This window comes from Thalassolituus maritimus, assembly GCF_900156675.1.
In the GTDB taxonomy this organism is placed as follows: Bacteria; Pseudomonadota; Gammaproteobacteria; order Pseudomonadales; family Oceanobacteraceae; genus Thalassolituus; species Thalassolituus maritimus.
The window spans coordinates 94,325-120,688 of the sequence record NZ_FTOH01000009.1; the positions used below are offsets into that span (position 1 = coordinate 94,325).

General features: G+C 48.8%; 16 protein-coding genes. 15 read left to right on the forward strand and 1 reads right to left on the reverse strand.

Annotated features, from left to right (window positions below; translation table 11 throughout):
• The first annotated feature begins 5 nt into the window (after positions 1 to 5).
• The 12 genes from BW941_RS14100 to BW941_RS14155 all read left to right on the forward strand — a co-directional run bounded on the left by BW941_RS14100 (position 6) and on the right by BW941_RS14155 (position 18,947).
• Positions 6 to 3,308 (forward strand): DEAD/DEAH box helicase, encoded by a 3,303-nt coding sequence (locus BW941_RS14100; protein WP_076517131.1) that lies wholly within the window; start codon positions 6 to 8, stop codon positions 3,306 to 3,308.
• Positions 3,292 to 4,803: a hypothetical protein gene (locus BW941_RS14105; protein WP_076517133.1), complete on the forward strand. Its 1,512-nt coding sequence runs from the start codon at positions 3,292 to 3,294 to the stop codon at positions 4,801 to 4,803. Before BW941_RS14100 ends, BW941_RS14105 begins: the two co-directional genes overlap by 17 nt.
• Positions 4,796 to 7,123 (forward strand): AAA family ATPase, encoded by a 2,328-nt coding sequence (locus BW941_RS14110; protein ID WP_076517135.1) that lies wholly within the window; start codon positions 4,796 to 4,798, stop codon positions 7,121 to 7,123. The genes BW941_RS14105 and BW941_RS14110 overlap by 8 nt, the downstream gene beginning before the upstream one ends.
• Complete coding sequence (locus BW941_RS14115; protein ID WP_076517137.1) at positions 7,123 to 8,967, forward strand: hypothetical protein; 1,845 nt, start codon at positions 7,123 to 7,125, stop codon at positions 8,965 to 8,967. Before BW941_RS14110 ends, BW941_RS14115 begins: the two co-directional genes overlap by 1 nt.
• A gap of 252 nt (positions 8,968 to 9,219) precedes the next feature.
• On the forward strand, positions 9,220 to 10,971 hold the full coding sequence (locus tag BW941_RS14120) for a dynamin family protein (RefSeq protein WP_217693609.1): 1,752 nt from the start codon (positions 9,220 to 9,222) through the stop codon (positions 10,969 to 10,971).
• The gene (locus BW941_RS14125; protein ID WP_076517140.1) at positions 10,961 to 13,180 is read left to right on the forward strand and encodes a dynamin family protein; all 2,220 of its coding nucleotides are present in this window, start codon (positions 10,961 to 10,963) and stop codon (positions 13,178 to 13,180) included. Before BW941_RS14120 ends, BW941_RS14125 begins: the two co-directional genes overlap by 11 nt.
• A complete protein-coding gene (locus tag BW941_RS14130; protein WP_084189000.1) occupies positions 13,177 to 14,967 on the forward strand; it encodes a dynamin family protein in 1,791 nt (596 codons plus the stop codon). Before BW941_RS14125 ends, BW941_RS14130 begins: the two co-directional genes overlap by 4 nt.
• Positions 14,968 to 15,098: 131 nt before the next feature.
• Positions 15,099 to 15,647 (forward strand): outer membrane beta-barrel protein, encoded by a 549-nt coding sequence (locus BW941_RS14135; protein WP_076517142.1) that lies wholly within the window; start codon positions 15,099 to 15,101, stop codon positions 15,645 to 15,647.
• A 39-nt stretch (positions 15,648 to 15,686) separates the two neighbouring features.
• Positions 15,687 to 16,064, forward strand: a complete 378-nt coding sequence (locus tag BW941_RS14140; RefSeq protein ID WP_076517144.1) for a DUF3127 domain-containing protein — start codon at positions 15,687 to 15,689, stop codon at positions 16,062 to 16,064.
• Between the two features lie 260 nt (positions 16,065 to 16,324).
• Positions 16,325 to 17,020 carry an SDR family NAD(P)-dependent oxidoreductase gene (locus tag BW941_RS14145; RefSeq protein ID WP_076517146.1) on the forward strand — a complete coding sequence of 232 codons (696 nt, stop codon included), beginning with the start codon at positions 16,325 to 16,327 and terminating at the stop codon, positions 17,018 to 17,020.
• A 26-nt stretch (positions 17,021 to 17,046) separates the two neighbouring features.
• Entirely contained in the window at positions 17,047 to 17,829 is a 783-nt protein-coding gene (locus BW941_RS14150; RefSeq protein WP_139325860.1) for a hypothetical protein, read from the forward strand.
• Positions 17,826 to 18,947 carry a hypothetical protein gene (locus tag BW941_RS14155; RefSeq protein ID WP_076517150.1) on the forward strand — a complete coding sequence of 374 codons (1,122 nt, stop codon included), beginning with the start codon at positions 17,826 to 17,828 and terminating at the stop codon, positions 18,945 to 18,947. Before BW941_RS14150 ends, BW941_RS14155 begins: the two co-directional genes overlap by 4 nt.
• A 31-nt stretch (positions 18,948 to 18,978) precedes the next feature.
• Here BW941_RS14155 and BW941_RS14160 read toward each other — a convergent pair whose 3' ends face one another.
• Positions 18,979 to 20,775 (reverse strand): beta-ketoacyl synthase, encoded by a 1,797-nt coding sequence (locus BW941_RS14160; protein WP_175607917.1) that lies wholly within the window; start codon positions 20,773 to 20,775, stop codon positions 18,979 to 18,981.
• 148 nt (positions 20,776 to 20,923) lie between these two features.
• On the opposite strand from BW941_RS14160, the gene BW941_RS14165 reads away from it, so the two are divergent.
• The 3 genes from BW941_RS14165 (at position 20,924) to BW941_RS14175 (ending at position 26,314) form a co-directional block, all read left to right on the forward strand.
• Positions 20,924 to 21,928: a GlxA family transcriptional regulator gene (locus BW941_RS14165; protein WP_084189004.1), complete on the forward strand. Its 1,005-nt coding sequence runs from the start codon at positions 20,924 to 20,926 to the stop codon at positions 21,926 to 21,928.
• 160 nt (positions 21,929 to 22,088) lie between these two features.
• Positions 22,089 to 23,909 (forward strand): PAS domain-containing protein, encoded by a 1,821-nt coding sequence (locus BW941_RS14170; RefSeq protein WP_076517152.1) that lies wholly within the window; start codon positions 22,089 to 22,091, stop codon positions 23,907 to 23,909.
• Positions 23,906 to 26,314 (forward strand): two-component system response regulator, encoded by a 2,409-nt coding sequence (locus tag BW941_RS14175; RefSeq protein WP_076517154.1) that lies wholly within the window; start codon positions 23,906 to 23,908, stop codon positions 26,312 to 26,314. Before BW941_RS14170 ends, BW941_RS14175 begins: the two co-directional genes overlap by 4 nt.
• The last annotated feature ends 50 nt before the right edge of the window (positions 26,315 to 26,364 follow it).

A 26,364-nucleotide genomic window follows, 5' to 3' on the forward strand; every position in this document is an offset into this window, starting at 1 on the left:
CGGCTATGAACTTAAAAGACTTTCGATTCTTCGATAAGAGACTTCATTGTGTTCGGTTTATTGATAGCGACGCAGGGAAGCAATCATGGCATAGCGGTGAGGAAGTTCGCCTCGTAAATGAGGGGGGCACATTGGTAGTGGCGCAAGGCGACGTCGCTGCGTTGGTGGAGGCTCCTGATAAAACTACATCGCATCTGGCATCTGCTGGTACTGACATCTGGCGTGTAGCACATAAAGCGAACGACCATCTTCAGCTTGAGGTACTGTCGGTACAAAGGCGTATTCATACAAAGCTCAGTATAGCTGTCGATAGTTACCTTATTGCTCAGCTATCCGATGATGATTTGATTGATGCGAAGTCGATAGATCAGGCGAGTGAATGGTTAAGCGATGAGTTTGTTGTCAACGGTGCTCAAACTTATGTACTTAGCCAATCTTTCAGTAACGACAATGAGCACGTCTTGAATCTGGCCGGGCGGCGCTATGCGTTGACGCTGAGGAAAGAGAACAATATCTGGGTTGCAAAGCGCCTTACCAGGTTACGCCATGACGCGGCTTCTTTTTCTGCTGTTGTGGGTGATGTGGCGTTTATCGATGGCTCTGTTGCTGCACAGGTAAGTACGTGGGAAATCGATCCCCTTGATAATGGTACAGGCAGTTATCTGAGTCTGTGGGAGCAATACAGTGATGTGCAGTGGCAGCAGGCTACACGCGCAGCAAAAAAAATCGGTTACTTTCCTTACATCCGACAGGAGCATACAGGTAGTGAAAAATCACGATTTCGCTTCGATATAGGGAAAGATCTCGCGGAAGAACTTCAGAAGCGGTTGGGCGAAGTTCGTGAAAGTGGCGAGCTTGATACTTCTGACCTCACCTTTGAAATCGCAGAGGAGCCACCTGAGTGGTTGGTGGAAGGCAGTGTTATAGCTGATAATAGCCGTGCCGGGAAACCCCCTTTATTTGGACGTAATGTTCGGATAATCCCTCCATATATTGAGGTCGAGGTAACTCAGCGTAGACCCCAGAGGAAAGGTGTTCTCTTTCTATCTATTCAGGGGGATAAAACGGCGCATGAGCGTCGACGTGGCGCTTACACGTCGATTCGTGCCCGCAGTAACCCAATGCCGCAGCTCAGTATGCTACTTGAGGGAATCGATTCACCGGTTGAGCGTCGGAGAACTTTGAGAGCTCTGACTGCGACGGCCCGTAAACGATTCAAAGGTGAGCCAACGCCTCGGCAGAAGGAGGCCGTCGATGTTGGGCTTAATACCCCGGACGTTGCTTTGGTCGTGGGCCCCCCTGGTACAGGGAAAACCCAGGTGATTACGGCACTGCAACAACGAATTGCAGAAGAATTCTCTCGTGATAGCGAGATTACTCATCAGGTATTGCTTACCAGCTTCCAGCACGATGCGGTTGATAACGTAGTAGAGCGCTCTGGTGTGTTTGGTTTGCCTGCTGTGAAGGTTGGTGGTCGTCGCTTTGGTGTCGATGGTTCAGTGAGCCCAGTGACTCATTGGCGTTTGAATAAGATCCGCACCCTCAAGCCTGAGTTGGAAAAGGAATTGAATGCAGAGCCGGTATTTGGTTTATACCAAGCGCTTAAGAATAGCTGCTTGAACTTAAGAATTTCACGCCAGTCATCACAACGAAATCAGCTCGTAAAAGATATTGATGGCGTGCTGGATAAATTATCTACAGAGCACGGCATATCCCTGTCGCAGAGCACAACAGACAACTGGTATGACATAAATCAGAGGTTGAGTATTAGTAGCTCGCTGAGCATTGCTGGTGAAGATCACAAGCATCTGCTCCGTCTGCTTCGGGGGTTACGAACGCTTGAGGTCTCCTTCAACGACGATGGTCTGTCACGCCTGAATGATTTGTGTGAGTTTATTAGTACCATACCTGAACTGGCGCAAGATGAAGCAGTGATGTCCTTGGTAGACTTGCGCGTTGCTGCAGAATCGAGCGCAGTTTCTATTGCTGAAGTTATTCTGAAGACTGCTGAGGCACGGGATACGTTACTAGATACCTTACGTCCTGATTATCGCCCTTATCTGTTGAGATCATATATCTCTGAGAGTGACTGCAAAGTACTCGATCAGATTGAAACGGAATTATATGCCTCGTTGGCGCAGTCTCGTACGCTAGGCCCTTTACTAGTTCGTTATGAATACCTGACGGCTCTTGAGGAGAGAAAAGACGATGTAGAGCGCAGTGTGGGTGATTATGCCGCAATTGTCGGTGCGACATGCCAGCAAGCCGCAGGTGAGCAGATGATTGGGGTTAAGGAGGTCTCAGATCGTCTGAATATCTCCTTTGATACTGTCATCGTTGACGAGGCCGCTCGTGCTGCGCCGCTGGATTTGTTGATTCCCATGTCGATGGCGAGTCGACGCATCGTGTTGGTGGGTGACCACCTCCAGCTTCCACACATGCTTGAACCTCGTGTCGAGACTGAGCTGCAGGAACGCCATGAACTGGACACGGTTAAGTCAGAGCTTCTGAAAATCAGTCTGTTTGAGCATCTTCATCGTACATTCAAAGAACTCCATAAAGCGGGAGGTCCGCAACGTGTTGTCATGCTTGATACGCAATTTCGTATGCATCCCGAGCTTGGTCGCTTTGTTAGTCGAGAGTTTTATGAGCGCCGTGGCTTTGATCCTATTTCCTCAGGCTTGCCAGAATCGGTTTTCCATCACGATATCGAGGCTTACGAAGGTTGCATTGCGACCTGGCTTGATATTCCAAAGCACGAGGGCGTTGAAAAAAGCAGCAACGGTAGCCGCAAGAGGCTGGCAGAGGCGAAGCGCTGCGCAAAAGAAGCTCATGAGGTTCTGACTAAGCGTCCTGATCTGAGTGTGGGTGTGATTACCTTTTACAGTGCACAGCGGGATGCTATTTACGAAGAGCTGGCGTCACTAGGCTGCGCAGAAAAGACCGAAGAAGGATGGCAGATCAGCTCAGGATATCGTACGACCAGTGAAGGTGAGGAGCGTTTGCGGGTTGGCTCTGTGGATGCTTTTCAGGGTAAAGAGTTTGACGTGGTGATTCTTTCTGTTGTGCGTACCTGGAATTCCAGAACCGAGCTTACTGCTGAGGGATTAAACCAAAAGCTAGGATTTCTTCGCATTCCTAACCGTATAAACGTTGCGATGAGTCGTCAGAAGAAATTACTAATCGTGGTTGGGGATGCAGAACTGAGTTCAGTACCAGCGACTGAAGCGGATGATGGGCAGCCGATGTTGCCCGGTTTTGCTGAGTTTTACGAATTGTGCAGAGGGAAGTATGGTCAGATTCGCTGAAGAATATATTTGTTATCGCAATGCTCCACCTGTAAGCGATAGAGAAGCAGCCCGGGCTATCTTATGGCCAGTATACGTATGGCAGGTATCTGGCCCGGATACGTCTAAGCGACGTCTCAATGTATTCGAAAAAGCTTTGTTGTCATTGTTGTCTCATGGGCGCGGATCGGATTCGACCCGTATTCAGGCGTTAGCGACTCAGCTCGACCTCGAACCTGATCTGGTAAGGTACATCATCGAGCAGCAGTTGATTCCACACAACCTTGTTGATGACCGCCGGTGGGAACTAACGAAGGATGGGATCAAGGCATTGAGTGAACAGGCCTCTGTATCTGATCAATTAAAAACAGGTTATGTATTCCAGGATGCTGCGGGAAGCTCTGCTTCTACTGCGTTCTTTCCCAGGTATTCCAGCACTTTGGAATTTGTTGAGCCTGTGGATACCAGGGGTGGGTTTCCTGAGTTTTCCTTTTCAAAGGCAAGCAATTATAAATGGCGCCCCTTGGTAATCCGTTCTGTCGTGGACAGTCGTGCGCCTGATGCAACGGATTTACGGACGATCATGGATGCAACATCACAGGCACAACGCAACGCACGCATGATGGGTGCAGATGACGACTATGATTCTTTTCATCAGTTGGATGCCTTGGCGTTGTCCGATAAAGAACCGTTTCCTGCGTACATCTGGGTATGGCTCTATGCCGATGGAACCACCGACTATCCGTGGGCGGTGGCAGACCCAGTTGGCTTGCACCATGACGTTGAGTTTATGCGAAACCGGTTAGACGAATGTTCGCGGAGCTTTCCTAAGCTATCGCGGGAAATCGGCAAGGTATTGGGACTAGACGATACCACTGACTTCGAAGCACTTGAAAAAGCCATTCAGTCCCGCGCTGAGCAGGCCCGACTAGAGGTGATTGCGGAATACCCGGATGCGAATGGAGTCAATGGATTGGCTGATCTTCTTCACGGTTGGATGACCCGTAAACAGGAGGTTGAGACCTCATCGGCGGATGATCGCATTCATGATTACAAAGATCTCGTCACGCAGAGTTCCGGGGTTCTTGAATTTTGCGCGAGTTACTGCTTGAAAAAGTATCCGTTGAAGAATCTGAGAATAATTCCTCGCAATTGTTCTAATCAGGATCTTCAGCAACTGCTATCAAGGACTACTGATCTAACGGCTTTGCAAATTGATGAGGTGATAAGCGTCAAGCCTACGTCTGTATACAGCACGGCGAGGAATCGTAAAGGCTCTTTCCGGTTGTGCTTTGCAGCCTGTTTCCTCGCAATGAAAGACTATCCACGTCACCCTCTGCGACTGTTTTCTCGAGACATGAACTGCTTTTTTTCCGCATATGAACTATCTCATCTTCGCGATAAATCGGCACATGCCGATAGTGCTTACAAAATTACAAAAGAAGATGCGATGAGTTCTGCTGCTGTTGTCGATTCATTTTTAAAATTATTCTTCGAAGGACTGAAACGTGGGTAAGAGATCAAAGAAGGCACCGATTCCGCAACGACCTATCCAGCAAAAAGCACCAAAGAACCTGATTACAGAGAAAATCAGTAGTTTAGTCGGTAACAAACCAGACGCTGAGTTGATGAATAATCTATCAGCTGATCAGTTAAACGATCTTAGTGAACTCACTGTTAAGGTAGAGTCTGTTCAAAGTGAATACGAAGCGAAAAAAGCAAGTGTAGAGCTGGAAGCTAAGGAGCTTGCGGCAGAGAAGGCCAGTATCGAGGCAAACCGCGAGCGATTAGAAAATGCCTTAAAGGAGGCAGAACAGGATGCTGAGACCGCAACTGAAAAGCTTGCCGATTTACTGAGAAAAGAGAAAGAACTGACCGATAAAAGTGAGCAGATCGCCCTGCGAGAAGCACAGGCTGACGCTGGCTTTGTGAATCAGCATTGCCAGGCCCTTGAGTTGCTGGCTGCGGACTTGACCTCATTGAAGAGCGAACAGAGTAAGTCGCTTAGTCAGAATCAGGAGCAGCTTCTTGAGTCACTTCGTGAGTTTGATCGGGACCATCAGACGCGCACTGCAGAATTAGCCGCTGAGTTGCAACGTCTAAGAGAGGCTCGCGGTTCTCTTGTCGAAGAGCAGATCGCTCTGGAACTTGGCAAAAGTGAGCTGGTTGAACGAGAGGCTAAGCGCGCTTCCTGGGAGCAGGCGCGTCAGGAACAGTTTGAGCAGGAGTACAGTAATCGGATTGCAGAATTAGAAAGCGATCTTTATAGGGTTAATGGCTACCGCAAGCGTGACGAGGCTTTGGTTAGCAGTCTTAGAGAGCGATTAGCAGATTTTTCTGAGCTTGAGCGGGTTTTGAAAAATCGGAAGCTGGATTCACCCGAACAGCTGCTGGAATTGATTGATACCTTAGAATCAGATATCAGAGACTACCGTCGTAAGCTGAATAGTCAACCAGTAGAGGATCTTGAGGAAAAGATCGACTACTTGAGCGATGAAAACCGGCGCCTTGAAGACCAGCTTCGTGATAGCGACCAGGAACTGCAGATAGTTAAACGCGAGCTACAGCAGAAGGCGCTAGGTGTTGTTGAGCGTGAAGGTTTACTCCATGAAAACCGGGTGCTGAAAGCTCGTAATGATGCTATCTCGGTCGCTACTGAGCAGCTTAAACGGGAAATAGACGATCTGACAGAGCGTCAGCAGGGGCAAGAGGTCTTTCCTGCGTTAAGTGAGATGGATATTAAACTTTCTGATTCTGTTGCTACGCAGCCAGTTGGAAACCTGGAAGAATTTGTTGATGATCTTCAGGTAAGAATCGCGCAGTCCGACCTGAACAACCCTCTATATTACAGTAAAGAGACGTTACGCCTGTTCCTGGCTGGCCTGGCCATGAGTCAGTTGCACATTTTCCAAGGCATTTCAGGTACAGGGAAAACCAGCCTTGCTAAAGCATTTGCAAAAGCTGTTGGGGGGCACTGTACGATCGTTCCTGTACAGGCTGGGTGGCGCGATCGTGATGATCTGGTAGGACACTACAATGCCTTTGAAAAGCGTTATTACGAAAAAGAATGTTTGCAGGCACTTTATCGTGCGCAGACCCCAGCTTTTGGTGACCGCTTTAATATCGTGTTGCTGGATGAGATGAATCTGTCCCGCCCTGAGCAATACTTCGCTGAGTTCCTCGCAGCTCTTGAGTTAAGTGGTGACGACCGTAATGTAGTGTTAATGGAAAGCGCACCTTCTAAGAGCCCGAAGCTTCTGCTTGAGGGGCGGAAGATGCCTGTTGCCGATAATCTCTGGTTTATTGGTACGGCAAACCATGATGAAACCACCTTCGAATTTGCTGATAAATCTCAGGATCGCAGTTTCGTGCTTGAGCTTGGTCGAAACGGTGTGATTGATGGCCTGACAGGTACTTTAAAGTCGCCTGTTGTATACAGTGCCAACTCCATTAATGATGCTTTTTGTTCAGCCGAGGGTGAATACGAGTCTGAAGTATCTCGGGTGATGAAGGGACTGTATGATCATGACCTTACTCGTATTCTGGAAAAGCGATTTGGCATAAGTTGGGGGAATCGCCTTGAACGGCAGGCGCGTAAGTTTGTTCCTGTGTATGTTGCAGCAGGTGGTCAAGCCCATGAGGCCTGGGATCACCTGTTGTCGGTGCGGATCTTCCGGGACGGTAAAGTCACAGGGCGTTTTGATACGAGGCCGGACGATCTGGCGGATTTACAGAGTGCTTTAGGTAATGCTTGGGAAACCCTGTTTAATGGCGAGATGGCAACGCGATGCGAAGAGCGTCTTGAAAAAGAACTAGAGCGCAAGGAAATGGCGTAATGCCTGTTTTACTTAGCGATATCCTTACAGGTGAACAGCGGGATTCAGTCACCATCAATAGTATTCCGTCTGGCCGGTTTTCACTGGTAAGTGAGGGGAATCTAGGTATCCATGGTAAATGGCCTTCGGGCACCATATTGTTTGATGATGGCCGTGGTTATTTGGATGTTGAAGGCCATCGTATTCAGCTGGTACCCGTGCAGCAAGATGGAAAGTCTGAGGGGAGGTTGGACGTCGCGCTGCAGGCACTTGAAAAAATCAGACTTTTAGCAGAGCTGGAATCGCCCGAGGATTTACCATCTCCCGTAATCCCACCGGAAATATCGCAAAGCTTTGAGCAAACGCAACTGCAGGCAGATCTGATTGATGTCTTACAGTTAGGTCACCTTCATCAGATTGCCAAATCGCCTCGTATATCAATGCGCTACGACGAAGAGTTGTTGCCTGTTTCTCGCGTGAAGCGCACAGCGAATAACTATCAGCGACATCTGGCAGCGCACTCAGAATGTTGGCAGCAGCGTACGTTTACCGGAATCATTCCTAATCGAATGCGCGCTAAGATTAGTGAGGATGAACTACATATATATGAAAATCGCGTTTACGCACGCCTTCTCGATCATCTGGAACGCTATGTGCGAATGACGCTGATCCGATTAAGGGAACTTCATGATGTGCTGAATGAAGGGGAGTCCCTGGACGCAACTGAACACATGCATCGCTGCTTACGTACTGCGTTATGTGCAATATGGGGCGAAGCTTTCACCGATGGTCAAGCTGAAGACCTGAGAATGCTGTCGGAGCAGCAGATTAACGAGTGGGAGCAGCGTTTACGAACGATACAACAGTTTATGCTTAGTCCGACGTATAAAGCCGTGCCCTCAGACGCTTCTGTTCCTCTTGCTCTTACTAATACCAATATTCTCATAAACGACCCTCATTACCGAAGAGTTCGTGGGTTGTGGGCGGCCTGGATAAAGGAAGTGGCAGTTGTTTCGAAAGATTACCGTGAGACTTTTCGGAAGAGCCAAGAGCATTACGGAAATTACCGGCACTATGTCGGCTTGCTGCTAATCCGTGCGCACCGCGCTCTGGGCTGGGCCGTCCTCTTTGAGGGTGCGGGGTCATGGAAACTTCAGCACCCGTCTGGAATAGAGGGTGTCTTAAGAACAACAACAACGGAATGGGTTCTGGAATGCCGAACAACAGGATTCGATAAGTGCATCAAGTTCATAACAGTCGTCGATGGTAGCGATACTGGGTCGACTAATAAGGCGAATCGAATTAGTCGAGTCATGTGTTCTTTGGCTGACGAGAGTTCGGATAATGGGAGCATCTGGTGTTCTCCGCTTAACTTCTACAGCGAAGAGTCTGTTATTCAGCTTATTCAGAAATGGTGGTTAAGCATGGTCGCTGGCTCGTATGGCGAGCAAATAACCAAGCTACCGAATGTGACACTGAATAACTGGCCAGCCGGGCATCCTAACGGGACATTCTTTAGGGGAAAGGCAGATGTTCAGTTTGATGCATGGCTTCAACAGCAAGCGTTATCACCTAGTTCCGAGCGAGAAATAATTAGGCGCTATCATGCTGCATCTTTTATGAACTACTGTCCATGCTGTGGTGAACGCGCTGTGCAAATACAGTCGCTTGACGGACGGGCGTTTACTGCAGAATGCAATAAGTGTTCAGCGGACTGGCGTGTTCGTAGTACGGGCGAGGACTGGGTGTTTGAAGTCGGTGCAAACGATAGCGGTGAAAATACACAGTCCAAGGAATCTGGGCGTTGGAGATCCGAGGTTCTATTATCGGAACCGCATCGGGAAGCACTTTCGGTGAGTATGTAAAATAACTTATGGATAGATAAAAAAATATATGCATTCGACCTGCTCAGATTTAAAGAAGCCCTTGGTAATGTGCTTTACCTGTTGGCATGGAAATTGTTCGAGTGATATGTAGGTGCCAATGCGAAGCCTGGTAAGACGGGCTTGTAGGCGCGGCATGAATGCAATAGCCACTCAAAGTAAACAGAATACTGTTAAGATATCAGGCTCAAACGCCTGGACATGAAGTCAATAAGAAAAGGATGTGTCATGGACATGACTCGTAAGCAAGAAATTCTCACCTACCTGAATGAACTCAGCCGCCAGTTTGATAGTGCGGTGAATACCGTTCCTGAAATTCTCAAATCGCATGCCGATGAATGGTTTGCAGGGCTTGATAAAACATCTGGTTTTGTTGATCACTGCTCATTGTATGTGCCTGTTGTTGGTGGGTTCAGCGCCGGGAAATCTGCCGCGCTCAATGCCCTTGTCGGGCGAGATATTCTGCCAGAGAAGGTAACCCCCGAAACAGCAATACCGGCAGAGTTACATTTCAGCGAAGATGAGCGGATCTCAGCTCAGGCTCAGAACGGAGACTGGAGTACACATGCGATTACGGCGCTGCCCGAGTTGTCAGAGAATGCCAAAGATTATCAGGTTGTCCGGATTTACCTGAACAGCCCCGTATTGAAGGACATTGAACCATTGGTTCTGGTAGATATGCCTGGATTCGATTCTGGTCTGGATCAGCACAATCAGGCAATTTTGCGTTATATCACGACGGGCGCGATGTATTTGTACCTCGTGGATTGCAAGGCCGGTACGGTCAGTCGACAGGACAGTCGCCGTATCGAGGAAATTCTGGATCTAGGGCGCCGAGTAGAGGTCTTGATGACTAAGACCGACTTGGCATCTGAAAGCGAGGTTAATGCGGCCAGGGAGCATGTAGCCGACCACTTAAGCATGATTATGGAGTCTGCCTCTGTTGGTTTGATCAATAAGAGCGATGTCAGCGCGATGTTATCGCGTCTCAAGGCAGCGAATGTATCGGCACTGTTTAACGCCATGACAATTCCAGGCGTGAAGGATTTGTTTTTTGATGCCGATGGTCTGGTGAATACGGCGATCAGTTCTCTTACGTCTGATGCAGCATCCCTTGAAAATAAAATTGAAGAAGCGGCATCGACATTACGCAAGGTCGAGGCTGAGAAGCAGCGTTTACTGGAAGATGCTAAAGGTAGTGGCGTGAGCGATAAGTGTGAGCTGGTTATTAGCCGCCTTGATCAGGCGCTGCGCAGTTCAACTGACGAACTGGTATCACAAGCAAAGGTGAGCGAGGCGGCATTAAGCCGAGGAGTTGCAGACCTCGTTCGCTCCACCCTAACGGTAGAAATTCAGACTGTTGTTCGCAAATCTACCTCCGACATTGCTTTTCAGTTCTCTGACGAGATTAATATTGGCAGCTTATCTCTGGGCGGTGAGGGCTGGTTGGAAAACATGGTCGGTGTGCTCGAATCAGAAGTAATGAATGCCTTAGCAGGTCTTCAGGATGCTACTACCGGCCAGAACGCTGGTGCCCATTACACCCATGATGCCGATAAGAACCCCCTTGGCAAAGCGATCAATGCCATCAGTGGTTTTGCCATTATGATCCCTAATCCTGTGTTGCGAGTTGTTTTTGCGATACTGCCGGGAATCATTGGTCAGCTGTTTGGTAGTTTCAAATCGAATGCTGAAAATGATCGTTACCGGGAGGCAATATCGTCTCAGGTCATTCCGACGGTTATTTCTCAGGTTCGTCCTCAGGTTATGGATTCTTTGCAGCGTTCTGAGTCTGAAATCATCCGGGTAGTGTCTGAGCAGATCAGTGAGAAAGTGAGTGCTCAGAAATCCTTGTATGATGAGGTTGCCAAGCGATCCGAGTCGGAAATCAGTGCGTTGCAATCGAAACAACAAGACCTTGAGAAGATTAAAAACGAGATGAAAACTAAGGCTATAGCAAAAGGAGTATTTGCTGATGTCAACTAATCCGAAAGATTACCTCACGTCGTTGAACGACTTTGAGAAGCTGATTGCCAAAAACGATGACATTCTTGACGCGTCGATCAGAAACCAAACACGAATTGAAGGGTTTTGCAGCGCTAAAGAGGCACACACGCACTTGTCTGCACTGCAGGAAGAAGGACGTACGTTAAAGATTGGTGTTATTGGACGAGTGAAGGCGGGGAAGTCTTCACTGATCAACGCATTGCTTTTTGATGGTAAAGAGGTGCTGCCTAAGGCCGCGACGCCAATGACAGCAGCACTGACGTCGATTGGATATTCGGAGAAGTTCTGTGCGGAGGTTCACTTCTTCAGCCAGGAAGACGTCGAGCTTCTTAAGCATAAAGCGCGTGAATTTGAACAGGAAGTGTCCCGCCTAGTTCAGAAGTATCGAGACGATCACAAGGCACGCGTTGAACAGTCGAAACGCCCAATCCCGCCCTTGGATGAAGCATTGCTCGAGAAGAAAGCGATTCGCGAAATTGGCGAAGATGGTGTTCTGGCATCTGCTGCTGATCTCATTAAGCGTATGCAGCGTTCTGGGGTGAATGTCGCTGATCTTGGGGTATCAAGAGTACTTGAGGCTGAATCGCATGAAGAGTTGATTCGCGAGCTGAATGAATATGTTGGCGCCTCAGGGCGGCTGATGCCATTCACTCGAGAGATGACGATTGGCATTAAAAATGATGCTTTGAAGGGAATCGAGGTTGTTGATACCCCTGGAGTGAACGACCCCGTTAAATCTCGTGAGCAGCGTACTTATGAGCGTCTGAAAGATTGTAATGCGGCCTTTATGGTGAGCCCGGCTGGCCAGTTTTTAAGTCAGCAGGATTTCGAGCTTGCAGATCGCCTGAGTAGCCGTGAAGGAACACAGGAAATCTATATTGTCGCGAGTCAGGCCGATACGCAGTTGCATGGCAGTATTCGTAAAGATGCCAAAGGCGACTTTCATCAAGCTTTGTCAAAACTGCATGATACTCTCGTTGGTCAGGCTTATAGCGCTTTAAGTGGCCTTGAAAATGAGGTGCTGACGCGAATCCGGAGTGAACTCTCTGAGCGCTTGATTGTTACTTCAGGCATTTGTGAAACCCTGCTGAACGATAGCGGTCAGTCAGAAGATATTACTGCGGCTCACACGTTGAAACTCCTTAAAAATAGTTACGGTGATTACTTTACCCACCATGATGATGTGATGACAAACCTCAGAGTCTTGTCTGCGCGTGAAAAGCTTCAGGCGGCAGTAGATAAGGTTAAGAGCAAGAAATCAGAGATTATCAATCAGCAAGCCCGTCATTTTATAGAAGCTCAGGTTTCTACTCTCAATAAGATTAAAGACCAAACGCTGACGGCTCTTGCGGCACGCCATAAAGAAGTCTCAAACGGCGACGTAGCAGAGCTTGAAAAAGATCTTGAGCGTTTAAAGTCGGCTTCTGCCAATGGCATTGTCGCGGCAAATAATGAGTTTATGGATCAGGCGGATGAGGTGAAATTAAAGCTTCCGGTTGAGCTTGAGCGGGTGATTCAGCGTGCGATTGATACGGTCGACGAGAAATCCGAGACTGCCAGTGGGCAGGAGAGTGAAACCTATCAAGCAGAAAAGAGTGGTTTTTGGGCAGGGTTGGGACGAGCAACTGGTTTAGGCGGCTATGAAGACCGAACCCGTACTTACGATACTCTGAGGCCACTGACTGTTCGGCGTGCTTTGGAGGGTTTTGCCCGTTTAATGCACGCCGGTATGAAAGATTGTGCCACGCAAAGCCTGCTGCGTTGGCGTTCTAGCCTGATCAGCGGTATTTCCCGCCAGTTGCGCGAGTCTATGGGAGACGATTGTGTCGATATTAATCGACTGCAAGCTGTGTGTCGGGCGGTAGTGACTAAACTCGTGGATTTGCCTTTGGTAGACGTTCCGGAATTACCAGCAGAGTTGGCTAAGACGAGGAAACTGACTGGCTCTGACGTAGATGACTACCTTGAAGCCGCTCAGGCTTATGCCTCTTCGCTCGAGAAGCGTGGTTTTGAGTTTATTTCTACAGTGAAGGAGACGGTGGACGCCATTACCAAACGTAATATCGGCGAAGAGTTACTGGCCGATCTCATCAAGGAAGCCGAGAGCTTGCAGCAGATGGTTGAGAACAAGACCCTGACGCTCGAGAAGATTTCACGCCTGGAAGCCGCAATAAGAAAATTGTTATGAATGCACCCGAAGTAACTAAGTTAAAGATATCAGGTGGAGAGAAAGTTTTCTCTCCACTCAGTCGCTCAATACGTCGCTTGCGTGAAGAATACGAACGCACCTATGAGTCTTGGCTTGAGACGGTCGATCAATTGGATTTGACGGTTTCTGAATTAAACGTAAATAAAGAAAAGCTGAGTTCTGAGATACGCAGTGGAGAGGTGGCTGCTAAGGAACTCAGTAGCCTCAAAGTCAAAAGCGCCAAGCTATTGGAAGAGTACAAAACGGCAGTGGCTGCGTTTAAAGCGAAGAAACAGGAAGTTGCCAACTTACAGGGTGCGCTGTCGGGGCTTCGCGATGCGAAGACAGATCTCGACAGCCGTTATGAGCTCGTTTGCTCGGCGATCTCACCCATAAAAATGCAGTCGGATCAGTACCTCAGGTTTAAAGAGATTCTCGACGGGCAGCTTTTACCTCTGATTAATCGGATAAATGTTGTCGCAAATGAGGCGCAGCAGGTAATCAAAATTCGGGCAATCGAAGATGAGTTGAGGTTGATTGACTCTCTGTCGGTATTCTCCAATCGCTCTGTGGTTGCCGTGGCAGGGGGGTTCAGTAGTGGTAAATCGTCGTTAATCACTAGCTTATTTGCGAATGAGGATGTCAGCCTGCCGATTGGTATTGAGCCTGTAACGGCTATTCCGACCTACGTATTTCACTCGGATGATGTCGCTATTAAAGGTTATCCAGACGGGGGGGGCATTTTCGATGTGTCTGCCGATATGTATGCTCGATTGTCACATAAGTTTGTAGAGGAGTTTGGCTTTAACTTGCGCGATCTTCTGCCCTTTATGTCGCTGGAAGTGCCTTTGCAGACGCTAAAGCATATCGCCTTTATCGATTTACCGGGTTACAACCCGGGAGACCGCGATGGTGCTACCGGTGGCGATTTGATGGCGTCGGATGAATTTGTCACACAGGGGGAGGCTTTGCTGTGGGTTATCGGTATGGATGCTAATGGAACCGTACCGCGTGATGATCTCGAACAACTGTGGTCACTGAGTGAGCTCGATATCCCGATTTACGTCGTACTGAATAAAGCGGATCTTCGCCCGTTAGCGACACTGGATGAAGTGCTGGATCAGGTGTGTGACGAACTCTCGATGAACGGTATTGCCTTCGAAGGAATATCAGCCTATAGCAGTGAATGTGGTGGTGAACTGGCTTTCCGTGAGAAGAGTTTGTTTGAGGTGCTCGAAAGTTGGGACAAGCCTCGAGACTCAGCGAAAGTAGCCGCAGGTAAGTTATTTAATGTCATCGATGAATATGAATCCGCGATCACCCACGACATTGAACGACGTAAGACAAAGGCATCTCTCGTAAAGGCGCTGGAGCTTAATCTGTTGGAAGTCGGTGCATTTGAAGTGGATGATGCCGAAGCTTTTGATACTGATAAGTATATGAAAGCTGCACCGAAGAAGAAAAAGGGCAAGAAAGCTAAGAAGGAAGATGCTGACCCGCTTGTCGGTGGTTCCTTGATGGCTTCTTCTATACGTAGGCACTTCTTAGGGATTGCTATTGGCTCGGACGATTCAGACGATGATGAGGTTGCCGGTGACAGCGAAGTGAACCAAGGGGGCTCTACCTCTAGCGATAGCAGCGGTGGAGTGTTAACTAATAAGGCAGACCTGATAGGCATTATCAGGGATCAGCTACAGGACTTACGTTTGGATTACAGCACGTCTGCAGCCGAGAAAGATCTTGCTGAACTTTCCCGTATCAGAGGAGAGTTGAGTTTGGTGTTCTGATTATTAGCTCTGTGTGGAGTGGCCGGGGAGGATTCGTAGCCGTCTTCATGGTTTCTTTTCCGGCCACTCTTCGCCATCTCCTAACACCCATTCTATTCTTTAATCATCCTTCAAAATAATTTTGGCTAAGTATGATTAATAAGAAACTAGTAGTAGCGGTTTGCTGGGTACTTTCATCCGTAGCGTACGCCGAGAGGCCTGTCGTTGAGCATGGTCTGATCGCGGGTGCATCTGTTCAGGTGGGTAGCTATGAGGAAGATGGTGCGGATAGCGTATCTCCTATCGGCGGGCTACTTTCTCTTGAGAAGCCTTTGACTGATAATTTCAGTTTGAGAGCGGATTACGCCTTTGGCCTGGAGGCTGATTCTACTGAGGTAGGTACAACCGAAGTCGATGTCTCTTTGGGTAATATGTTCTCGGGGTTTGCCAAGGTTCAGACCAGTGACATCGCTGGTTTCCGGCTTTATGGCTTGCTGGGTGTGAGTAAGGCGGAGTTCAGGGCCGAAGTTGTCGATACGGAAGACGAAGCCACGGATGGCGATACAGGCCTGTCGTATGGCTTGGGAGTGACGGCAGGCATTAAGCCGGGCCTTACTGTGAATGGCGAGTTCGTTTCTTATCTTTCTGAAGACGACTATTCCTATTCTGGTTTTAACTTCGGGCTTTCAAAGCTTTTCTGACCTCCTTACAATGACACCATCATTTACGAGGAGCACAGCATGGCCAAGGGTTTTGAAGTTACGGGAATCATCCACACCATCGGTGAGACGCAGTCGTTCGGTCATAACGGGTTCACTAAGCGTGAGTTTGTGGTCAAACTGACCGGTGAAGGCGAGAAGGAAGAGTACCCGAACTACGTGGCTCTTGAGTTGATCAAAGACAAGTGTGCTCTGATGGACAGCTACCAGCCAGGCGATGAGATTAAGGTTCAGTTCAATCTGAACGGTCGCCTCTGGAACGCACCGGGTAAGCCAGAGAAGTGTTTTACCAGTTTGCAGGCGTGGCGTGTTGAGCGCATGGATGATGTGCCGCAGTTTGCTCAGCAGCCAGCGCCATCGCAGGCGTATGATGATTTTGACGACGACGTGCCGTTTTAAGCGTTACATAATGCAACGGTGCAAGGAGGCCTGACCTCCTTGCAATGAAGAGGCGTCTATTGATGACGCCTTTTTTGTGCGCTGGATTCCCGCCTGCGCGGGAATGACAGGGCGGCAGCGAGAATGCACAGGGTGCAGCAGGAACGATAGGCCTGGAGTACAGGAATCACAATCCTGAACTTTTGATTCTGGCATAAGCATTAGCGGAACCGGACGTCATCTCCATTAAGGTGGAGATCCATTCAACGAGCGAGGTGACAATGAAAGTCTTAGTAGCTGGTTCATCTGGCGGCATTGGTGCAGCAATTGCCGATAAACTCCGCGCCGATGGCGATTATGTTCTGACGATCAGTCGTTTTGGCGAGCCGTCGTCTTCTCACTTGGTGTGTGACCTAACTAAGCCTGAATCGGTTGATCAGGTTTCAAAATTTCTTGCTGATCGTGGCCCAGTCGATGCGGTGTTTTGCTGTACAGGGATTCTTCACGGCGGTTGGAATATGCCTGAGAAATCACTGTTGCAGTTAACTTCAGAGTGGTTGCAGCAAAATATGCTGGTGAATGTGCAGTCGCATATTCATTTAGCGCAGGCGATTGCCCCCCAGGTAAAGCGTACCGCTCCGATTAAGTGGGTGTCGTTATCCGCGATGGTTGGCAGTATCGAAGATAACGCGCTTGGTGGCTGGTACAGTTACCGTATGAGCAAGGCGGCGTTGAATATGTTTATTCGCAATTTGTCGATTGAGTGGGGGCGTAAAGCACCGGGCAGTGTGGTTGTGGCGCAGCATCCGGGGACGACAGATACCGGCTTGTCAGAACCGTTTCAGTCTGGTGTTGCAAAGGGTAAACTGTATTCTCGGGAGCAGACGGCGAGTCGTTTGATTGTTGTGATGAAGAAACTCTCTGAAAAGGAACATGGGAAGTTACTATACTGGGATGGCAGTGTTATTGTTTTCTGATCAATTAGTATATGGAAGTTGGATCGTTGAAATCGTTAAAATACAAGGCACTGCTGACCATTGACCGGATAGGATTCACCTTGGCGGTCACGCTCATTTCGTTCTCTGCCGCATTTAGTCTGATGGATGCAGTTAAATTCTTTAAAGAAGTTCTGAACGATTTTGTTCCGTTTCTATTTCATATTGGGGTGGACTCAGGCGCTTTGTATGCGATTGGTTGTGCGTCACTGTCTATCTTTATTTGGTGGTTTTTATCCCGCCTGATCGTGGACAAAAAATTGAAGTCTATCAAGTGGAGTGAAATCTCAGAGGAAACCGATTTAAAGAATGTTTATGTATCTAAAGATTTCAATAGATATCTTATACTCGGTTTTTCAAAATGGTTGATCGCGGCCTTATCTGTGTTGGTCGTCGCTCCCTTGTACTCGCAGGTTTTGTATCCAACCCTATTTCTGGTTGTTGTTAGCTTGTCAGCTTTGGTTGCTGTCGGTGCTTCAATCTTTATCTATATGAACTACAGAGAGCCCAGGGTACATCGGGAATATTATCCTGATACGCACCATTTATATCCTATATGGTTATCATCTGAAGACGGGATCTGGGATGTTGCTTCTGATCAGGAAATGTCTCAGATACCGGTAGATTCAAACGATTATAAAATAGCTTTGTATCTGGCATCGAAAGTTAGTGATAGAAATGAGGACGCGAAGTGTGAAATAAATTTCGATGTTATTTCAAACATCACGATCGATGACTATCTATTACCTTACGAAATATCGTTCGGCTATTCGGAAGAGGAGCTGGGATGATGTCGGTTGTTGAACGATTGATTCGCCGTAAGATTCGTTGGGAAATATGGGGTACTAAGGTTGAGTTCCTCTCTCCAAGGCGGCCTTGTGTGTCAGAGATGGTAACTCCAACCAAGTTGGATGCCCCGGGACATGAATCCCTGAGATTCTACGAGAGCTATTATGATAAGGCGCTGAATGTTCGTCATGAACTTCATGAAATAATTAATGCCGCGTCTGAGTACCCTTCGTTCGACGATCTTCCTAACGCCTTTTTTAAACGCGAGCGTTTTTGGGGCGAGTGGAGCTATGGCCGCGAGGGAACTTACGAACATTACTCCCTTTCTGTTCAAGGTGTGGTTTACAGGGATAGCGATGGTGGTTCCTTCTTTGATCCGGTTAATCTGAAGAATGCACACCTTCGCCATTGTGAAACAGGATACAAGCACGATAAGAAGCGTTATGAAGACTCTAAGAATAGCGACTCCAGCATCTTAGCTTTCCCTCCGGGTTTTTCAGACCTACGGTGGCGGAAACGAGAGGTTTCTGGTCAATGCTGGCATGGTTATGACCATTACAACTATCGCCATAAGACCGGAGAGGTTTGGTTGCTCCCCCTTGGAAACGATCACTACATGGTTGTTCAGCTTGGTCTGCGTTGCGCTCACCAAGTATTTCAGGAATATATAGATCATTTTGATCGATTTGTTGATAGATTTTTCAATAGTTTGAATGTTACTTATTCACCAGAGCTGTTATCGCATCAGCAACGGATAGTATCGCCTGAAGCAATAGAGAATGCCGTAGATCCTGTCGTGTTGGGGTACACAGGTGACGACCTGATCCAGTGGCGCTTATTAAACACTGAAGAAGGCCAGCTGAATAAAAAGCTCGCTCTCTCTTCCCTGAAGAAAGAGAGGTTGGACACACTAAAATATAATCTTCTGCTTCCTGGTATTTTACTAGGTGGGATTGTTCTGGTCTTGGGCTTTATTGGTCTCAGTGATGCCATTGCATGGCTCAATGAGCGGGGCTTTTCTTCAGCATCTGCGTATTTTTCTGTCTGCTTCGGCTATTTAGCATTGAGAGGTAAGATTCTCAAAAAGTTATATGAACTAAAAGATGCATCGGATGCATAGTGTTATAGGAGCGCATGCTATGTGCGATGCATTAAAACGTAATCCGCTCAGCCCACCCCGGTAATTTCATTCCTTCCGCACTCAATTCAATATCATCCGGCTCCGGCTGGGCTTCTTTATCCCGGTAGGGCAGTGGTAAGTTCTCTTTCGCGACAGCGCTCAGGTACTGCTGCTGACTCTCCCGGATCTTCTCATTTCTTGCTATGTAGCTGTGCCATTCGGCTTCGGTGACGAGTGTTTTCAGGTGTTCACGGCTTGCTTGTCCGCTTAGCACCCAGGCGCTGGCGTTGTTGCCTCCAAAGCCTTTGCTGTTAATGAAGCAGACCGGGATATCTTCGGCTGAAACCTTGGTATGGTTCAGCGGAATTTTCAGATGCGACTGCTGCACGTCGGGCGCGATTTCGCTGGCTGTGGTGATGCCGGGCAGAATACCGTAGTTCCAGGAGCCCAGGGTCATTAACAGCTGGTCGGCGGAAGCCGCCGAGATGGAGTGCCCCAAGTGGGCTTTAACTGCGCAGACCGGCCACTCACTGATGCCAAATTCTTTGGCCAGCCGGTTAAACATGTCTGATTCGGTAGTACGATTTTGTGGAGTGCTGCTGCCGTGAGCCTGCACAAAGCTCTTCTGCAGGGCAGTGTCACCCAGAGCGGTTTTACTCAGTGTACGTTTCGCGCTGGCCATGGCTTTACCCATGGTGATGTAGTTGCCAATGCCCGGTGCCGAGATTGAACGTTTGTAGCCATCTGCGTGGATAAATACGTCGCCAATACTCCCGAGTATATTCAGCCCAAGCTCAAGCGCGGTATCCCGACTGGTAAGCACGAAACACTGAGCCGACTCTGCCAGGGTGAAGCCAACGTTTTGAGCGAAGGGTCTGGAAGCACGGCGAAACTCAGGTTGTTGATTGTTGCTCAGACCTTCAAGTTTTTGCAGGCGCTCTTCGGTAGCGAGTGCTCCCATAGCATTAAAGCCCTCAACAATGCCCGGGATGAGCGGCGCTTCGCTGTTACCTGTGAGGACAAGCTTACGGCGACCGCTGCGGATATCATCAAGCGCCATACGCAGGTTGTAGAGGAAGCTGGCACAGGCGCCGTTGTTGCTTCCAGTAGCTCCAGTATTGCCAAGCAGGTAAGCGTTGATAAAGTCGGCGGGCATGGTGGATATGCCCATTGGTAACTGGCGGGAGGTGTTGCGCTGGCCCATCAAGGGGGCGCACAACATGCCGCCGAACCCCTGCATATCAAGCTGACCCGCCGTCGAGCCCATGTAGACAGCAATGTCGTCGGGGCAGAGGTGTTCTTTAATGTCATCGGCACTCATACCCAGGTTGCCGAGTGCGTCGGCGGCAGCGTAGAGCGCTAGTTGTAAGCCGCGAGGATGGTGTTTCGAGTTGTAGAGGCTGGCTACGTCAAATCCGGTCGGAATCTGACCAGCGCTCTGCACATCGCAGCGCTTGTAAGTCTCTCGATAGAGTTTGCTGGTCGTAGCGTTTGATGCATTGGTTATACCGTTATCTATTTCAGTTTCTTTTTCTGATCCCTCACGCTGGATTTCGTTAAAAACCATAGATTGTGGATTCCAGCCACGCAGGTCAGGGCAGTCTTCATCCCACGTCCGGACAAGCGAGTTATTGAGAACCTCGTGAGGTGGTTGGTCAGTCAGATTTGCCAACTCATTCTGCAGTTCTGCTTGCTGAACGGGGGAGAGTGCATCGTAAATAATCCGTCGATACGCTTGATGGCCAGAGGCACGCCCAGCGGCGTTGATACCGCCGAACGCGGCAATCACTACATCGGTGATTTCAGGAGAGTAAGTTGAATCAGACACAGTGGCCTCCGGCATATAATCAAGCAAGGTTTTGGGCGTTTGCCCGAGTGTGCCCACACAGTGTGCTCCGGATTCAGTTGTTCGGAATAGAATAAAAAAGACGTATAGTGGTATATAAAAGACACAAGCGGCTTATCCGGAGGTATTCTTGCTAAATCGATCTGACTTTCATGTCAGCGTTCTGCAGCTCGATCAGATGCTCTTGTCCAGCCTGGCAATGCCGCTTGAAATGCTCCATGCCGCGGTGAGCTACCATCACACCAAAAGCCGTTCGCGATTGAGCCTGAATGTCGAATCAGTGTCCCCAGCAGTGGGTTGTCAGCCAATAGGCGGGCTAAATATCGTTAGCGGAACGCCTTTGGCGGATGTAGGTAAGACCGATCTGGTGATCGTGCCTGCTATGTGGCGTAATCCATTACGAAAGTTAGATTCATCAGATCCTGTCTGTGAATGGCTCAGGCAGCGTTATTCCGAGGGTGCGTCTGTCATGAGTATCGGCACAGGGGCCTGGCTTCTGGCGAAGGCGGGGCTGCTTAATGGTCAGGCTGCGACCACCCATTGGCATGCTCTGAATGATTTTGAGCACGATTTTCCGGATGTTAGCCTGCAGCGCGATCACCTGCTGACGCAGGCAGGGCGTATTTATTGCGCCGCCAGTATTAACTCAGGCGCTGACCTGATGATTCATCTGATCGGTACATTGTTTACTAACGAAACCGCAGCCTACGTTGAACGGCAATTCTCTCCCGAAGCCCGTATGTCCTTCGATAAAAGAGTGTTTACTGAAGGAGCCCCGCAGCACGCTGATGAAGCCATAGCACTGGCGCAGAGCTGGTTACATCAGCATTGGCAGGGTACTCTGGCGATGGATCGGATTTCAGAGCTGGCAGGTTTAAGTGAAAGGCAACTGAGTCGGCGCTTCAAAAAGGTGACCGGCGAGTCCCCGGGGCAGTACCTGCTTCATCTCAAGTGTCGTTTTGGTAAGGAGTGGCTTAAAAACAGTGACCTCTCAATAGCAGAGATCGCTCAGATGTGCGGATTCAGTGATGCCAGTCATTTCGGGCGCATCTTTCGTCGTTGGCAGGGCGTGGCGCCATCTGACTACCGACGGGCAGTCCGAGCCAAGCTATTCAGCGTGAACAGTCAGTTTTAGCAAAAGAGATTAATTTTCACTTCCAGGAACAAAAGTCTGGCTGGTAATGTCTGACCGGAGGTTAAATTGGTCATTGAGGCCATTAACCTTCAATAAGAACAAAATTCGACTAACCTGATGTTACAGGGGCTATGCGGCGCGAGAAGCGCGGGAGCAGGCAATGGCGGTAACGGAACAGAGGGATTTGACGGGGCTGAAGTCCGGGGCGTTCGACGCCGTACTGAGCTCCGAGGATATGGGGATTGCGATACTTGATACCGGGCTACGGTATGTGGAGCTGAATTCCCTTCTGGCGAGGTTTAACGGCGTTTCTGGTGAGGAACACGTTGGCAGAACTGTCTCGGAGGTTTTGCCCAAGTTAGGTCCGCTGATTACTCCCATCTTGAAGGAAGTTATTGAAACCGGTGAGCCCGTAAGAAACCTTGAGATTGCCGGTGAGACGCCCAGTGTAGTCGGGCAGGACTCTTTTTGGGAAGCGTCGTATCTTCCGATTTTTTCCTCGCCGGGCCGGGTTGCCGGAATTCTGGTTATGGCGGTCAATCGGACGCTCGAGTATGAGCTCAAGCGCACTCAGGAAGAAGCTCACGAACTGCAGCGACGTATTCTCGACAGCCTGTTTACCTTTGTCGGCATTCTCTCTCCAGACGGTCTCCTTATTGACGCCAATCGGGCACCGCTTCAGGCCGCGGGCATTGATCTGGCCGATGTTGTTGGCAAGCGTTTCTGGGACTGTATCTGGTGGAATTATTCTCCGAAGATTCAGATGCAATTGCGTTCGGCAGTTATTCGTGCCGGAGCTGGTGAAACGGTTCGTTACGACGTGCCTATCCGCACCGTGGGTGATACCCGAATCACGATTGACTTTATGATTACACCTCTACTGGGCTCTGATGGAGAAGTTACACACCTTGTGGCATCAGCAAATGATGTCTCTGAGCGAAAAAGTCGGGAAGCTGAATTATCGCTCAGTGAAAAACGCTTTCGCCGCGTGTTTGATTCCACCGCTGATGGTCTCGTGATGATTAACGATTACGGGGAAATCATGCTAGCCAATCCAAGTATGGCCAGTATGTTTGGTTACTCGCTATCCGAACTGTACTCCTGCTCAATCGAAGATCTTATCCCTGCACACCTCCGTGACAAGCATCGAAAAGAGCGCTCGCGTTACCAGGAAAGTCCAGTCCCACGAGCCATGGCGGCTATGCGTGAATTAATGGCATGCCGACGCGACGGTTCTGAATTTCCGGTAGAAGTCGCATTGACGCCTTTGCAGTTTCCGGAAGGGACTCGGGTTCTCGCAACAGTCGTCGATATTTCGATTCAGAAGCAGATCCAGGCGAGTCTTATTAAAGCATTGAAAGAAAAGACGTCTCTCCTCAACGAGGTCCATCACCGGGTAAAAAATAATCTTCAGGTGGTTTCCAGTTTATTGAGCCTTCAGGCGCGCAGTGTCCCCGAAGAGCTGGTAGACGCATTTCTTGAAAGCCAGGGGCGGGTGAAGGCAATGGCCCTGATGCACCAGCAGCTATACGAGCACAAAACGTACGAGAGTATCGGCGCTGCAAGATACAGTAGCGAGTTAGTCACGCTGATTACGCGCAGCCACACGATGAGCAGCAGTCAGAATATTGAAACCGTCCTTGTGCCTCCGGACCGGGAAGTCTTTCTGACGATGGATCAGGCACTGCCTTTCGGTTTGTTGCTTAATGAGCTCGTAACGAACTCCATAAAGCATGCATTTACTGATCAGGATGTCGGTGAGATACGTATTTCAATGTCACAAGATGGTGATATGAATATTGTGGTTGTTGAGGACAACGGAAAGGGAGTCGAGGAAGGGATAGAACTCGGCAAAACAACATCGCTTGGATTCCAGCTGATTCCCGGATTAGTCGAGCAGCTGGACGGAGAAATAGCGTTGATAAGAGATAATGGAACTCGCTATGAAATACGCTTTCGCAAGCAGGAGACAGAGGAATGAGTGGCGAAAAGATTCTGATCACGGAAGATGAGCGGATCACTGCGCTGGACTTGAAGATGACGCTGGAAAAACTGGGTTATCTGGTGGTTGGTAGCGTTGCTTCTGGGGAGGAATCAATCGAGTTTGCACGCCGGTTGAAGCCTGATCTGGTTCTTATGGATATTCATTTAAAAACAGCCATGATGGGCACAGAGGCAGCCTATAAAATATCTCAAGAGCTCGGTATACCTGTCATCTTCTTAAGCGCATACTCGGACAGATCGGTAATTCGTGAAGCCGGTCAGTCGACTCCTTATGGTTATTTGATAAAACCTTATGATGGTCGGGAGATCGACGCATCCATTCAGGTGGCGCTGGCTAAGCACGCTGTTGATGACGAAATAAAAAAGAGTGACATGAAACTGAAATTGGCACTAGATGCTGCCAATATGTCCGCCTGGGAATGGCAACCTGAGGGTGAGCTAAATTTGCCTGAGCCAGATCGGCCAGAAGTGAAAAGTTTCACTGGTACAGTAGATGATATTATCAGGCGAGTTCACCCGGAGGATCGGGACTTCCTCGTGTCGTCTCTCAACAATACAGGGCAGTTATCACAACAAGTCAGGCTGCAGTTAAAAGAGTCAGGAAATTATCACAATGTCGATTTGTTTGCCGCAGTTATAAGTGATAGTGAAGATCAGAGAAAGGTTGTTGGTATTGCTCGTGATGTTGAGACAGAAGTGCGAGAAAGAGAGGAGCTACGCCAGGCCAGGGTAGTGTTTGAATCGATATCTGAGGCCATATTGATTACGGATGCACAGCGAAAAGTGATATCCGCTAACCCTGCATTAGAAACGATAACCGGATTCAGCATTGATGAGGTCAAGGGGCGCGATCCGGATGAGTTTCTTCACGCTCGTCGTCATAAAGACCACTTTTCACCCAAGCTCCTTGAACAAGGTAATCATTTCTGGAGTGGTGAAGTAGCCTGCAATACCAAATCTGGTGAGCGTTTTCCGGCCTGGGAGCATATTTCTGGCGTATTTGATGATGATGGCATGGTCACCAATTATGTATTTACTATTTCAGATATTGGTGAGCTTCGCCGCGCTGAAAAGAACCTGCAGAGAATGGCGTTTCTTGATTCCCTGACAGGTGTCGGAAATCGCGTTCACCTTGAACGCACGTTGAGTGAATGTCTGCATGCACAGCGTAATTCAGCGGAACCTGTGGCTGTGCTTTATATCGACCTTGACGGTTTTAAGCTCGTTAATGACACCTTAGGGCATGCTGAGGGAGACCGATTATTGCAGATTATTGCCGAGCGATTTGTCAGCTCGGTAAGGGAAGACGATACGGTTACTCGTGTTGGTGGCGATGAATTCGTCATTGTAGCACCGCACTTCAGCGACCATGAAGGGCTGCGTGTAATGGCGAATAAATTGCTTAGAGCAGTCGCCGAACCTATCACATTATCCCGTGAAGTGGTCGAGGTTTCTGCCAGTATTGGTGTTGCCATTTCAGGTGGGGAGTTGATCACGCATGAAGATGTGATTACGGCTGCTGACACAGCCTTGATGCATGCGAAAAGCGCCGGCAAGAGTTGTTATAAGTTTTATGATTTTGAACTGGCGATGGTTTCGGTTGAGCGAAACCGTATCGAACGCAATATTAAAGGTGCGCTGAACAGTAACGAAATCTGTGTTGAGTTTCAGCCACTCGTCGATGTTGTTAATAACCGTGTCTATGGGGCAGAGGCGTTATGCCGTTGGTATAGTCATGACCTCGGAATGATCCCGCCAGAGCGGTTTATTCCGATAGCAGAGCAGAGCAATGTAATTCTCGAGTTGGGTAAAAAAGTCTTAGTAGAGAGCTTTACCCAATTGCATCACTGGAGGTCACAGGGGCTGACGGACCTCGTTGTATCGGTCAATGTGTCTGCTCGTCAGTTATCTGATAAGAATTTCCCGGCTATTATCAGCTACCTCTTAAACGAGCATGACGTTCCGGCAGATAGAGTTGAGCTGGAGGTTACGGAGACCGCGATTCAGAATAATAAGCGTTCTAAACAGCAGCTTGACCAGTTGCGTGCTCTCGGAATTCGACTTGCTATCGACGATTTTGGTACCGGTTATTCTTCATTAAGCCGACTGAAATTCTTGCCTTTCGATCGGGTAAAAATCGACCGAAGCTTCGTTATGGATCTTCCGAATAGTGAAAGCGATGTAGAAATTTGCAAAGCTATTTTTGCACTCTGTGGCGTACTCGGAATGAACGTAACGGCCGAGGGTATTGAGAATGGAAATCAGCTTGATACGCTTCGTGACATGGGCTGCGGGTGCGGTCAGGGCTTCTTGTTTGGACGTTCCATGCCGTCTCAACAATTCGTGGAGTGGGTGAAAGGGTTTCATTTAAATAACGGCTGAACTCTCGGTTGTCTGGCGCTAGAATAATTGAAACCTCTGAAGATACAGAG

Coding starts and splice junctions, on each gene's coding strand:
- BW941_RS14100 (WP_076517131.1), top strand. CDS start 6: ATGAACTTAAAAGACTTTCGATTCTTCGATAAGAGACTTCATTGTGTT.
- BW941_RS14105 (WP_076517133.1), top strand. CDS start 3,292: ATGGTCAGATTCGCTGAAGAATATATTTGTTATCGCAATGCTCCACCT.
- BW941_RS14115 (WP_076517137.1), top strand. CDS start 7,123: ATGCCTGTTTTACTTAGCGATATCCTTACAGGTGAACAGCGGGATTCA.
- BW941_RS14120 (WP_217693609.1), top strand. CDS start 9,220: ATGACTCGTAAGCAAGAAATTCTCACCTACCTGAATGAACTCAGCCGC.
- BW941_RS14125 (WP_076517140.1), top strand. CDS start 10,961: ATGTCAACTAATCCGAAAGATTACCTCACGTCGTTGAACGACTTTGAG.
- BW941_RS14130 (WP_084189000.1), top strand. CDS start 13,177: ATGAATGCACCCGAAGTAACTAAGTTAAAGATATCAGGTGGAGAGAAA.
- BW941_RS14135 (WP_076517142.1), top strand. CDS start 15,099: ATGATTAATAAGAAACTAGTAGTAGCGGTTTGCTGGGTACTTTCATCC.
- BW941_RS14140 (WP_076517144.1), top strand. CDS start 15,687: ATGGCCAAGGGTTTTGAAGTTACGGGAATCATCCACACCATCGGTGAG.
- BW941_RS14145 (WP_076517146.1), top strand. CDS start 16,325: ATGAAAGTCTTAGTAGCTGGTTCATCTGGCGGCATTGGTGCAGCAATT.
- BW941_RS14155 (WP_076517150.1), top strand. CDS start 17,826: ATGATGTCGGTTGTTGAACGATTGATTCGCCGTAAGATTCGTTGGGAA.
- BW941_RS14170 (WP_076517152.1), top strand. CDS start 22,089: ATGGCGGTAACGGAACAGAGGGATTTGACGGGGCTGAAGTCCGGGGCG.
- BW941_RS14175 (WP_076517154.1), top strand. CDS start 23,906: ATGAGTGGCGAAAAGATTCTGATCACGGAAGATGAGCGGATCACTGCG.